This window comes from Pseudoalteromonas sp. ESRF-bin5, assembly GCF_002632075.1.
Classification (GTDB): Bacteria; Pseudomonadota; Gammaproteobacteria; order Enterobacterales; family Alteromonadaceae; genus Pseudoalteromonas; species Pseudoalteromonas marina.
The window spans coordinates 1-13,765 of record NZ_NTLW01000175.1 but is presented as its reverse complement, the minus strand read 5'-3'; the positions used below and the strand labels follow the sequence as shown (position 1 = coordinate 13,765).

Sequence of the window (13,765 nt, the reverse complement as noted above, 5' to 3'; positions counted from 1 at the left end):
CTGGGTCGTATTCAAATAATGGTGACGCAGGTAATCTTAACTTTGACAGCGGTGATTCATTCTCCAAACTGTTAAAGGGAACACATGACCTTTCAATAAACAAAGATAACTACGGTCTATTTACTCGTTTTATGTACTTTTATGACTTTGCTTTGATGGATGGTGACTTTGCCTATGCAAACCCTACATCAGGTCAAAGCGTAGATCCTTGTGATGATGAAGATACAAAAGAACAAAGCTGTGCAGATATTCGCTTATTAGATGCGTTTGTGTGGGCTGACTTTGATTTAAACGACGGCAAAAACCCACTTTCAGTTCGTCTTGGTCAACAAGTTGTTAACTGGGGTGAAAGCACGCTTATATCTCATGGTATAAATGTTAACCCTGTAGATATCGATAGATTGAAAGCGCCAGGCGCAGAGCTTAAAGAAGCATTTATTCCTGTTGGTATGCTTTGGGCATCATTGGGTATTACTGATAACATCACCCTAGAAGGTTTTTATCAGTACCAATGGCATGAGACTCGCTTGCCAGCTGCAGGTACTTATTTTTCTACAAATGACTTTGCAGCAGAAAATGGTTACCAACAAAACGTTCAGCTAGGCTTTACGTCTAACCCTGATATAGATGTTGCATTTTTAACTGAAAGTTTAAATAACTTAACTGCAACCTATGCTCAAGTAGCTGCGGCTCAGGGGATTAATCCTACAAGTCCAGAAGGCCAAGCTCTACTAGCTAATATGTACCTAGCGCACCCAACCAAGGTTGCACTTAAAGGTAAAGGTAGTAACGGTAAAACTGAACCAGATGATGGTGGTCAATATGGTTTACGATTAGGCATATTTTTACCCGAGTGGAATGACACTGAAATTGCGCTTTACCACGTAAATTACCACAGCCGTCGTCCTCTTATTTCAGGGCGTGTATCTAATTTTTCTCAAGCTGCCATTGCACAAGATTTAGCAATGCTTTCTACAACAGAAATCACTGATGATAATGTTGCTGACTTAGTTGCATTTTCTAAAGCTGAGAATGAATACCCTGAAGATATAAAACTTTATGGTGTGAGCTTTAACACGACTATTGGCGAGACTGCGTTTGCAGGTGAATTTGCTTTTAGACAAGACGAGCCTCTGCAAATTGATGATGTAGAATTACTTTACACAGCAATGCCTGAACAGCTAGCTGTTGCTGGTATTCGTCCTGATTTTGCCGGTATTTCGCAAATGAGTATTGGTGATGCAATCAGTTCTGTAGGTCCAGGTGAAGTTGCAAAAGGTTATATTGAACGTGATACCTCACAAATTCAGTTTACTGCAACGCATTTATTTGGCCCGTCATTAGGAGCTGACAGTTGGGCTGTGGTAGGTGAAGTTGGCGCCGTTAAAATTCACGATATGCCAGATTACGATGAAATGCGTTTAAATGTGTCAGGTACTGGTCGAAGTGGTGTTATCACTGGCCCAGGTACAACAGATTACTCAACGTTGCATTTAGGTCTTTCAAATGGTCCTGAAGAAAAGTCGTTTGCAACGGGTTCATCGTGGGGTTACCGACTAATTGCTAAGGGTGACTATTTTAACCTTTACAACGGTATCAACTTTTCACCTCGCTTTGTATTTTCACATGACGTAAATGGTAACACACCTGATCCGATGTTCTTGTTCATTGAAGATCGTAAGTCATTAGGTGCTACTATGAACTTTAACTACCAAAATGCGTGGTCACTTGACGTGAGCTACAACTCATTTTGGGGCGGTGGTGGTGTAAACACCTCCTCAGACCGCGATTACGTTTCTTTCAATTTAAAATATTCTATTTAGGGGTAACATTATTATGCTTAAAAAACCTACCCTCATTGCAGCAGCTTTTGCTAGCTTGTTTGCAAGTAATGCTACTTTAGCAAAACTATCAGCTGAAGAAGTAGCGCGTTTAGGTCAAGATTTAACGCCAATGGGCGCCGAAAAAGCAGGTAACGCTGACGGCTCAATTCCAGCATGGAACAATGGTATTACTGCAGCTCCTGCAGGGTACGAAGTTGGCATGCATCACCTAGACCCTTTTTCAAGTGATAAAGTGCTTTTCACTATTGATAAATCAAACATCGATAAATATAAAGCTAACTTGAGCCCAGGCCAAATTGCTTTGTTTGAAGCGTATCCAGACACATTCAAAATGCCAGTGTATGAGACACGCCGTTCGGCCTCATATCCTCAGTTTGTTTATGATGCAACTAAAGAGTTTGCGCCTACTGCCGAATTGATTGAAGGCGGAAACGGAATTAAAAATACGGCTATTGGTATTCCATTTCCCATCCCTAAAACAGGTTTAGAAGCAATTTGGAACCATTTATTACGTTTTAGAGGTGAGTCAATCGAACGTTTTGGTGGACAAGCTGCACCTACAGCATCAGGTTCTTACAACTATGTTGGTTTTGATGAACAGCTACTTGTTAAATATTCTGATCCAAGTGCTACACCTGCCGAGCTGCAAGGCTCAAACATATTATTTAAGTTTAAACAGAGTGTTACTCAACCGGCACGTCTTGCGGGTACTGCGTTACTAGTGCATGAAACTATGGACCAAATATTAACGCCACGCCAAGCATGGACATATAATTCTGGTCAGCGTCGTGTTCGCCGTGCACCAAATGTTGCTTATGACGCACCGGGTACTGCAGCAGATAGCTTACGTACTACTGATGACTTTGATATGTTCAATGGCTCACCAAACCGTTACAACTGGACGCTTAAAGGTAAGCAAGAGCTTTATGTTCCGTACAATAGTTACAAGCTTCATAGTGACAAGCTAGAGTATGATGACATTTTAAAGCCTGGCCACATCAATCCTGAGCATACTCGTTATGAAAAGCACCGTGTGTGGGTAGTAGAGGCTAACCTTAAAGATGATACGCGTCACATTTATAAAAAACGTGTGTTTTATATAGATGAAGATAGCTGGCAGGTAACGGTAACAGACATTTACGATAACCGTGATCAGCTTTATCGTGTAGCAATGGCTTACGGGCTTAACTACTACGAAGTACCCACTCAGTGGAGTACGTTAGAAGTTTATCATGATCTGAATTCACGTCGTTATTTAGCAATTGGTTTAGATAACCAAGAAAAAATGTACGATTTTTCAAAATCATTTAATGATAATGAATTTACATCTAGCGCATTACGTCGCGCAGGTAGATAAATTAAAACTAGGCACCTAATTTTAAGTTAGGTGCTTTTTTCCTTTCTCATCGCGTTTGTCTTTCAACGCAAAAACTTTCCTCGTTTACAAAGACAAACACTCCTTTCAGTTCAAGGCGATTAAAATTTATGAAGTATTTGGTATGTGCCAGCCTGATTATAAGCGGTGCGAGTTTTGCTCAAGATACACCAAAAAACGCAATTAGTGCGCCTAATGCACAAAAAACACTATTAACTGACATTATCAATACAGGTAATGAATTAGTTGCTGTAGGTAAACATGGCACAGTTATAAAAAGTACAAATGGTGAAATGTGGCAACAAGCAGAATTAGTGCCTACGCAAGTGTTATTAACCGCTGTTGATTTTAGTGATGAAAACAACGGTTGGGCATGTGGGCACGATGCTACAATTATTAATACTGTTGATGGTGGTAATAATTGGCAATTACAACAGGCTAAGCCTTCTTTAGATAAGCCATGTTTAGATATTTTATTTAAAGATAAATTAGAAGGCTTTGCCGTGGGTGCGTATGGCATGTTTTACCATACTACTGATGGTGGTAAACAATGGGAAAAACGATTTTTAGATTCTCTATTGTTCAGTGAAGACAGAGATTATTTAAACGACTTAAAAGACAATGATCCTGAAGGATACGAGGCCGAAACAGCATCAATCCTGCCACATTTTAATCGAATTGAACAAACTTCTGAAGGCTTAATGCTTGTTGGTGAGATGGGCTTACTAGCGAGAAGCACAGATAACGGTAAAACTTGGCTGCGTCTTGAAGAAATATACCCAGGTTCTTTCTTCGCTTTTAATTCAGATAATTCTCAAGAAGTAGTCGCAGGGCTTAGAGGTAATGTATTCAGCAAGCAGCGTGATGAAGAAGAGTGGCTTCACCTTGAAAGTACTAAAGCTGCTACTGTAAACAGCATTATTAATTACAATAACAAACAGTGGTTAATGCTAGCAAATAGCGGGGTGATTTTTCACTTACAGGATGGTTTATTAACTCATGAGCAACTTGCCGATGGTAAAGCGATACTTGATGGTGTGATTAAAAATAATAAATTGGTAATGGCTACTGAAGATGGCATTAAAGTGAAGGAGTTGACCCCTTAATGCATACTATTTTAGATTTTATAGAAAAAGCGATTTTTAGACATCGCTTAGTTGTGCTTATAAGTTTTGCAATTATTACTTGTTTGCTTATTTTCAAAGCCACGCACATTCAACTAGATGCTTCGTTTAACAAAAATATCCCTTTAAATCACGAATACATGAAAGTGTATACCAAGCATGAAAAGCAGTTTGGTGGTGCGAATAGTATTTTAATTTCAGTGTGTGATGACAGTGGTAACATATTCAATCCAGAATTTTTTACTCAGTTAAAAGCTGTTCATGATCAGCTTTATTTTATACCCGGTGTAAACAGACCGCTCGTAAACTCTATATTTGCTCCTAGCGCCCGATTTGTCGAAGTGGTTGAGGATGGTTTTGCCGGTGGCCCAATTATTCCTGCAAACTTTAAGGCAAACGAACGTGGCTTAGCCGTTGTTAAAGAAAATATAGAAAAAGCAAAAGTTGTTGGTCGTATGATTGCAAGCGACTATTCGTGTGCAATGGTAACAGCGCAATTATTAGAAACTGACCCACAAACGCAAGAAAAGTTAGACACGTTAGCCTTTGCAGAAAAGCTCGAATCAGAGTTAAGAGAGCCTCTGAGTACCGATAAAGTAAGTATTCATATTATCGGTTTTGCAAAGATGGCTGGTGATATTGCAGAAGGGGCTAAAGGCGTTGTTTTATTTTTTGCAATTGCCATAGCCTTCACATTTATTATGGTTTGGCTGTTCTGTGGAAGCTTAAAGCTTACAATCTTACCCATTGCATGCTCGATCATTGCGGTTGCATGGCAGTTAGGGTTGCTTTCAAGCCTTGGCTTTGGACTTGATCCAATGTCGATATTAGTTCCATTTTTAGTATTTGCTATTGGTGTTAGCCATGGCGTACAAATGATAAACGCGATAGGTAAAAAAGTAAGCGAAGGGAAAAGTACGCGAGTTTGCTGTCAATCAAGTTTTAGAGCGCTTTTAATTCCAGGTGGTATTGCTCTTTTATCAGACACTGTTGGCTTTTTAACTTTGTTGACGATTGATATAGGTATTATCCGTGAGCTTGCAATTACTGCTAGCTTAGGTGTTGCGGTTATTATATTTACTAACTTAATTTTATTGCCTGTTTGGGCTTCATACATGCAATTTGAAAATAGCATTCATATTCAATCAGGTGACGCTAACAAGCCAAATATGCTTGATAAAATTAGGGATTTATTGGTAAAAGCAACCGATCCTAAAGCAGCTAAAATCATTATTGGCTTTACGCTTGTTTTATTTGCTTTGGGCTACTGGCAAGCTGATAAAATGCGGATAGGTGATTTGCATGCAGGTGCTCCGTCACTTCATCAAGATGCTCGCTATAATCAGGATACTTTTTTAATATCGGACAGGTACACTATTTCATCAGATATTTTAAAAGTGATAGTTGAAGCTTACCCAGCAGCATGTACAGAATATGATGTAATGGAGCGCATTAGCCGTTTTCAATACAAAGTTGAAAATGTTGCAGGTGTTCAATCTGCAGTTAGTTTAAGTTCGGTTGCTCAGTCTGTTAATGCGGGTTACAACGAAGGTAATTTAAAATGGCAGAGCTTGCCGCGTAATTCGGCTTCATTAGTGCAGTCTACAGCACGTGTTGAAACAAGCACGGGTTTACTGAACGGTGATTGTTCTGTGATGCCTGTTATTATCTTTTTAGATGATCACAAAGCGCAGACTATCGACCGCGTTATTGCAAGCGTTAAACAGTTCGCAAATGAAGAAGGGACAGAAAAGCTTGCCTTTAAATTAGCGTCTGGTCCTGTCGGCGTAATGGCCGCTACAAACGAGTCAGTGTCTGAGGCTCAAATACCAATGATGCTATATGTATACGGTGCTGTTATTGCATTATGCTTACTGAGTTTTAGAAGCGTAAAAGCGACTATTGCTGTGGTGTTACCGCTTTATATAGTATCAACGCTTGCACAAGCGTTAATGGTACAGCTAGAAATTGGCCTAACAGTATCAACCTTACCAGTTATTGCCCTAGGTGTAGGTATTGGTGTGGATTACGGTATTTATATACTTTCGTCGATGATGGGGCAGCTTAAACAAAATGTACCATTGTCGATTGCTTATCGTAATGCACTCATTGAACGCGGTAGTGCGGTACTATTTACCGGTATTACTCTCGCCATTGGTGTAAGCACATGGATTTTTTCTGATTTGAAATTCCAAGTTGATATGGGAATACTTCTTACCTTCATGTTTTTAGTGAATATGTTAGGTGCAGTGCTGTTATTACCTGCAATTGGAAGTCTTCTGTGGACCGACCAGAAAAAATAATGTGAATAATATTGCTCCTAAATGGCCACTATTGGCCATTTATATCTATAATTTGTGAATAGATGACCAAATAGCTGAAAAGCTTGAAATGTTTTCATCGAAAAAGCTGTTTATTAGCTGTAAAAGGGTTAGAATTTATCTGACTCCACACTAATAAATGGCTGTACAAATTCCTGCTCTTGAGCAGTAATAGATTAAGGAACATACAATGACACGAAATGAAGGCCAAGCCTCGGTTATCCTAGATAATGTCTGTAAGCTTATCCAGAAAAAAGTTCACGCTGATAATGTGTTACTCGTTGAGAAATTCGCCAAAGCCTTGTACAGCAATATGTCTAAAGAGGATTTGGCAAATCGAAATGACAGTGACTTATACGGTGCTGCACTCAGCCTTTGGAATTCGCTAGAAAAAAATACTACTGACGACGCCGTTATTCGCGTTTTCAACCCCGAAGTGGCAAAAGATGGCTGGCAGTCATCACATACCATAGTAGAAATTATTGCTAAAGATATGCCGTTTTTAGTTGATTCTGTTCGTATGGCCATGACTCGTGAAAATATCGCCTCTCACTTATTACTTCATAGCCCACTCAAAATTCAACGCGATGACAGCGCTAAAATTTCAGGCTTATCTAACTTAAAAGCAGAGCAAGAATCTACATCTACAAAAACGGTTTTTTTCATAGAAATTGATCGCCAAACAGATTCGACTGCCATTGAGTCTTTCAAAAAAGAATTAGAATCCGTACTTGTTGATGTGTCTGTTGCTGTTGAAGATTGGCAGCCAATAAGAAAAAAACTAATTGAAGTAAGTAAAGAGCTACCTAAGCGCCGCCACGGTAAAAATAAAAGTGAAGTGGCAGAAACCGTTGAATTTTTAGATTGGCTAGTTAGCGATAATTTCACCCTTATGGGTTACCGTGAATACGAGTTAAGTCCTGTTCAGGGGGATTATCAGCTTAAAGGTAAAATGGATACAAGTTTAGGGTTGTTAAAAAACTCTACAGAAGAGCATACTCGCTTGCTTTCTGAGTTACCAGAGGTGGCTCGCCAGGAAGCGCGCAGCAGTAATTTATTGATATTAACTAAAACTAATTCACAGTCTCGTGTTCATCGTCCCGCTTATATCGATTACGTTGGTGTAAAACGTTTTGATGATGAAGGGAATGTTATTGGTGAAGACCGTTTTATTGGTTTATTTTCATCTAATTTTTATAATAATAGTGCTGCTGATGTTCCTGTTTTAAAAAGCAAAATTACTCGCATAATGGATATGTGTGATTTTGCAAAAGGCACACACGCTTACAAAGCGGTATTAAATATTTTAGAAACTTACCCGCGTGATGAGTTAGTACAAGCACGCGAAAATGAGTTACTTGAAGTTGCAACCGGTGTATTACAAGTGCAAGAGCGTGATATGTGTCGCTTATTTGTGCGAAAAGATGCTTATGGTCGTTTTTTCTCTTGTATGGTTTATGTTCCTCGCGAGCGCTACAACACAGCCCTGCGCAGGGAAACTCAAGATATTTTAGGCAATGCATTTAATTCTGACGAAAAAGTCGAATTTACCACTTACTTCTCCGAGTCAACACTAGCACGTACTCATTACACTGTTCGTGTGACTGACAACAATATCGAATTTAATGTGAAAGACATCGAAAATAATTTAATAGAAGCTGCCCGTACTTGGGAAGACAAACTACAATCTGCGCTTTTAGAGTCTGCAGGTGAAGCGCGTGGAAATGATTTAAATCGTAAATATTGTAACGCGTTTGCCCGTTCATACAAAGATGAAGTGTTACCGAGTGCCGCAGTAGTTGATATTGAAAAACTTGAGCTATTAAGTGAAGAAAATAAACTTGAGATGCTTTTTTATCGCCCTCAAGAAGAGGCGAATACAAATATTGTTCGTTTGAGCTTATTTCATAAAGATGAGCCAATTCATTTGTCAGATGTAATGCCAATGCTAGAAAACTTTGGTTTACGTGTAATAGGTGAAACACCTTATTCGGTTAAAACTAGTGATGGCCGAATTAATTGGATCATGGATTTCTCTATGCTGATTGACAGTAAAGGGATGGATGATTTTGATAAAGTGTCTGCTCGTTTTCGTGCGGCTTTAACCAAAGTATGGAATAACCGTTTAGAAAATGACGGTTTCAACCGTTTAGTGTTAATGGGTGGCTTAACGGGTCGTGAAGCCTCTATTTTGCGTGCTTATGCTAAATACATGCGCCAAATTGGTGTTACTTTTTCTCAAACATATATTGAAAGTACGTTTGCTAACTACCCACATATAGCGTCTCAAATCGTTAACTTATTCGCTAAACGCTTTTCTGTTAAGAGCCCTGCGAGCTCTAAAACACTGGACAAGTTAATAGCACAAATTTACCTTGAGCTTGAAAACGTAGCCAACCTTGATGATGACCGCATTATACGTTTATATGTAGACATGATTGTGGCTACGCTGCGCACTAACTACTACCAAAAAGATGCTCAGAACCAATTTAAATCATACGTATCATTTAAAATACAGCCTAGTTTGATCCCTGACGTACCGCTACCGTTACCTGCTTTTGAAATATTTGTTTATTCGCCTCGTGTTGAAGGCGTACATTTACGCTTTGGTAAGGTAGCTCGCGGTGGACTACGTTGGTCAGACCGTCGTGAAGATTTTCGAACAGAAGTTTTGGGCTTAGTTAAAGCGCAACAAGTTAAAAACACTGTAATTGTACCTGTTGGCTCTAAAGGTGGATTTGTATGTAAGCAGCTACCATCAGAGCGCGATGCTTTTATTAAAGAAGGCCAAGAGTGTTATAAAATCTTTATTAGAGGTTTATTAGATATCACTGACAATATTGCACGTGGTGAAATAGTGCCAGCAAGTAATGTTGTTCGTCATGATGAAGATGATGCGTATTTAGTAGTGGCTGCTGATAAAGGAACAGCAACGTTTTCTGATATAGCTAACGGTATTGCAAATGAGTACAACTTTTGGCTTGGTGATGCCTTTGCATCGGGTGGTTCTGTAGGTTACGACCATAAAAAAATGGGCATAACCGCTAAAGGTGCATGGGAGTCTGTTAAGCGTCACTTCCGTGAGATGGATATTGACTGTCAAACTACTGATTTTACAGTAGTTGCAATTGGCGATATGGCTGGAGACGTATTTGGTAATGGCATGTTGCTGTCTAAGCACATTCGTTTACAAGTTGCATTTAACCATATGCATATATTTGTAGACCCTAATCCTGATGCCTCAAAATCGTATGTAGAGCGTGAACGTTTATTTAATATGCCTCGTTCTTCGTGGGAAGACTACAACAAAGACCTTATTTCAGCCGGCGGTGGTATTTTCTCTCGAGCTGCAAAATCGATTACACTTAGCCCAGAAATGAAAAAAATGCTGGGTACAAAAAAAGCAAGCATGACACCTAACGAGTTAATGAAAGCATCATTAATGATGGAGTTTGATTTGCTCTGGAATGGTGGTATTGGTACATACATCAAGCACACAAAAGAGACCGATGCTGACGTTGGCGACCGTGCAAACGACGCGCTACGTATAAATGGTAAAGAACTGGGTGCTAAAGTGCTAGGTGAGGGTGGTAACTTAGGTGCTACGCAACTTGGACGCATAGAATTTGCTGAACAAGGCGGACGCGTAAATACTGACTTTATTGATAACGTTGGCGGCGTTGCTTGTTCAGATAATGAAGTAAACATTAAAATTTTACTTAATGGGTTAGTTGCTGAAGGTGACTTAACGCTTAAACAACGTGATGAACTGCTTTATTCTATGACTGATGAAGTGTCAGAGCTGGTATTGAAAGACTGTTATCGTCAAACACATACAATTTCAATCACGCAATCTCGTGGTACATCGACACTTAAGGAAAAAATTCGCTTTATTCATGCCCTTGAGAAAGATGGCAAATTAGACCGTGCTATAGAGTTTATTCCAAGTGATGAAGAGTTAGCAGAGCGAGCAGCATCAGGCAAAGATCTAACGCGTCCTGAGTTATCAGTATTGGTTTCATACGCTAAAATGGTGTTAAAAGATTCGCTTGTAACGGATGAAATTACAGAGAATCCATATTATCGTCAGTTACTAGTTAAATCATTCCCACGTCCACTTCGTGAGAAATTTAATGATGCAATGAACAATCACCCACTTCGTAAAGAAATTATAGCGACCAAACTTGCTAATAATATTGTTAATGACATGGGCTTAAATTTCATGGTTCGTATGCACGAAGAAACAGGTGCTAGCGAATCTGAAATTGCAATGTGTTACTCAATTGCCAGTGAAATTTTTGAAATGCGTGATACGTGGTCATCAATCAGCGCTTTAGATAATAAAATTCCAGCGGCTGTACAAACAGAAATGCTTTATCAGCTTCGTAGAACTGTTCGCAGAGCAACTCGATGGTTCTTGCGTCATCGCAATAAATCACAAACGATTGAGCAAGGTATTGAGTACTTCTCACCAACATTTAGTGATTTGAGTGATAACTTGAACACTTATATTGTTGAAAAGGAAAGTGCTCGCATAGATGAAGCTGCAACTAAGTTAACAGATAGTGGAGTACCATTAGATATAGCTAAGCGCATCGTTTCATTATCTAGCTTGTTCTCGGTGATGGACTTAGCAGAAATTGCTAATAATTCGCGTAGAGGCATTGCTATGGTTTCTAATACTTACTTTAAGCTTGGTGCAAGAATGGGCTTACATTGGTTCTTAGATCAAATAACTAACCAACCTGTTGCTAACCATTGGCAAGCGTTGGCCCGTTCATCTTATCGTGAAGAGTTAGATTGGCAGCAACGAACATTGGCTCAGGTTGTTTTAAATAGCTTTGAAGCAGATGAAAAAGACGTTGATTACCAAATTGATGAGTGGATGGATAAGCAAGAGTTATTACTTACTCGTTGGAAGCAAATGCTGGCTGAGTTTAAAACGTCGCAAAGTCATGATTTTGCCAAGTTCTCAGTGGCATTGCGTGAACTAATGCTATTGAGTCACAATTGTGATACACCAGCAAAATAAAATAATTACGCGCATTATTTATTAACTAAGTAATAAGCTAATTAATAAAAATGTTATATAATACCTCAGCCTTGTCTGAGGTATTTTTTTGTCTGTAATTTAAAGAGGAATATATTCATGTTTTACGATTTAGCTCGCCGTTTTATGTTTACCCGTGATGCGGAGTGGGCACATGAATTTGCTCTTAATAATTTAAGCCGCTTTGCTAATACGCCTTTGAGTGCCGCATGGTCGCAATCTGTAGCAAATAAACCCGTTAACTTTCTAGGTCTTGAATTCAAAAATCCGGTTGGGTTAGCAGCAGGTTTAGATAAAAATGCAGAGTGTATAGATGCATTTAGCCAAATGGGTTTTGGTTTTTTAGAGGTGGGTACTGTTACACCTCGCCCGCAAGCCGGTAACGACAAGCCTCGTATATTTAGATTGCCAGAATCAAACGCTATTATTAATCGTATGGGTTTTAATAATAAAGGCGTTGATAATTTAATTAGCAATGTAAAAGCAGCAAAGTACAACGGCATATTAGGTATTAATATAGGTAAAAATAAAGATACCCCTAATGAGCAAGGTAAAGACGATTACATACACTGTATGAGAAAAGTTTTTGAGTATGCCTCTTATATTACCGTGAATATTTCTTCACCAAACACACCCGGACTGAGAGATTTACAATACGGAGCTGCACTTGATGATTTGTTGCAAAGTCTTAAAAATGAGCAGTTAGATTTAGTTTCAAAACATAATAAGCAAGTTCCGATGCTTGTAAAAATTGCGCCGGATCTTGATCCTATTCAAATTGAACAGGTAAGTGAGTCACTGCTAAACAACAAAATTGACGGAGTAATTGCAACTAATACAACACTAGAACGAAGTGATGTGATCGGTCAGCAGTATGCTGAGGAAGCCGGTGGTTTATCAGGACACCCTGTAAGAACACGCTCTACAGAAGTAGTAAGTGAATTAAGACGATTAACAAAAGGCCAGTTACCTATTATTGGTGTTGGCGGAATTGATGATGCTAATTCAGCTAAAGAGAAGCTTAATGCGGGTGCTAGTTTAGTACAGGTTTATACAGGTTTTATTTATAAAGGCCCTGAATTGGTAAAATCGATCGTAAACGGCTTATAAGGATCAGTTATCTAAGCTTTTGATCGTTCGATAAATGTTCTAAGCATTTATGTATAAAATGGTCAAAAGCAGTTATACTTTGAACTGATACTATTTTTAATATAGCCCACAAGGAGGAGCAAATGTTACAAGCATCAAAGCAATGGCAGTGGATTGCTTGTCCTAATAAAAATCGTTTATTACTTGATTTGAACGATGAAATGCAGCTTTGCACCCCTTATAAAATAAGGCAGTTAACAGATTTAGTTATCAAAAACCCTAACTTTAGCTTAGAAGATGCTGCATTTTACGAACAAGTTTATAATTATCTGGACGGGTTTGAAATCTGGTCTGGTGCACAAATATGTCAAATAGCGTTAAATGCTACAGCGGTTAAGTTTCATTTAAAACCTGTGCTAGCAAAAAGCTGGTTTTTTAATGAATACACTGGCAGCCAACCAAGTGTTGAAGCAGTCGTTAAATTAGTTTCTAAGGCGCAAACGGGCGACTTTTTGATTGTCGATCACTGTCATGATGCCTCGGTTTGCTTAAATTTAAGCGAGAATTTTCAATTAGACGAAAATTTATCTCTTGCTCAATTTGAAGCTATCAAAATTCTAAATAATCGCGTTCATCCTATCTTAACTCAGCAAATTAAATTTAAAACTGCCTAAGTAATTTACGCTATTAAGCATGTGTTATGGCGTGTTTGTCCCTCAACCTATGGTATAATCCTGCGCAATTAGCTATTAAGGGTTACTACTTTGCAATTTATCGCACTTACTTCTATCGGAATCGAAAATTTATTGGTTGATGAGTTAACAGAACTTGGCGCTGCTGTGTCTAAGCAAACTGTTGGTTCTGTTCGTTTTGAGGCTGACTCATTACTGGCGCAAAAGGTTTGTTTATCAAGCCGTTTTGCAACGCGTGTGCTTATGCTTATCGAAGAAAAAGAAGGCGTT

General features: G+C 38.9%; 8 protein-coding genes. All 8 read left to right on the top strand.

The window, feature by feature from the left end:
• The coding region (locus BCG07_RS10415) for a DUF1302 domain-containing protein (RefSeq protein ID WP_286890042.1) at positions 1-1,823 on the top strand (1,823 nt) is incomplete at its 5' end.
• A gap of 13 nt (positions 1,824-1,836) precedes the next feature.
• A complete protein-coding gene (locus BCG07_RS10410; RefSeq protein WP_286890040.1) occupies positions 1,837-3,201 on the top strand; it encodes a DUF1329 domain-containing protein in 1,365 nt (454 codons plus the stop codon).
• A gap of 128 nt (positions 3,202-3,329) precedes the next feature.
• Positions 3,330-4,325 (top strand): WD40/YVTN/BNR-like repeat-containing protein, encoded by a 996-nt coding sequence (locus tag BCG07_RS10405; RefSeq protein ID WP_006792814.1) that lies wholly within the window; start codon positions 3,330-3,332, stop codon positions 4,323-4,325.
• The gene (locus BCG07_RS10400) at positions 4,325-6,646 is read left to right on the top strand and encodes an efflux RND transporter permease subunit (RefSeq protein ID WP_039037092.1); all 2,322 of its coding nucleotides are present in this window, start codon (positions 4,325-4,327) and stop codon (positions 6,644-6,646) included. Before BCG07_RS10405 ends, BCG07_RS10400 begins: the two co-directional genes overlap by 1 nt.
• A gap of 208 nt (positions 6,647-6,854) precedes the next feature.
• Positions 6,855-11,696 carry an NAD-glutamate dehydrogenase gene (locus BCG07_RS10395; RefSeq protein ID WP_286890039.1) on the top strand — a complete coding sequence of 1,614 codons (4,842 nt, stop codon included), beginning with the start codon at positions 6,855-6,857 and terminating at the stop codon, positions 11,694-11,696.
• A gap of 117 nt (positions 11,697-11,813) precedes the next feature.
• Positions 11,814-12,824: a quinone-dependent dihydroorotate dehydrogenase gene (pyrD, locus tag BCG07_RS10390; protein ID WP_286890038.1), complete on the top strand. Its 1,011-nt coding sequence runs from the start codon at positions 11,814-11,816 to the stop codon at positions 12,822-12,824.
• Between the two features lie 122 nt (positions 12,825-12,946).
• Complete coding sequence (locus BCG07_RS10385; protein WP_286890036.1) at positions 12,947-13,477, top strand: cell division protein ZapC; 531 nt, start codon at positions 12,947-12,949, stop codon at positions 13,475-13,477.
• A gap of 90 nt (positions 13,478-13,567) precedes the next feature.
• The coding region (locus BCG07_RS10380) for a hypothetical protein (protein ID WP_286890035.1) at positions 13,568-13,765 on the top strand (198 nt) is incomplete at its 3' end.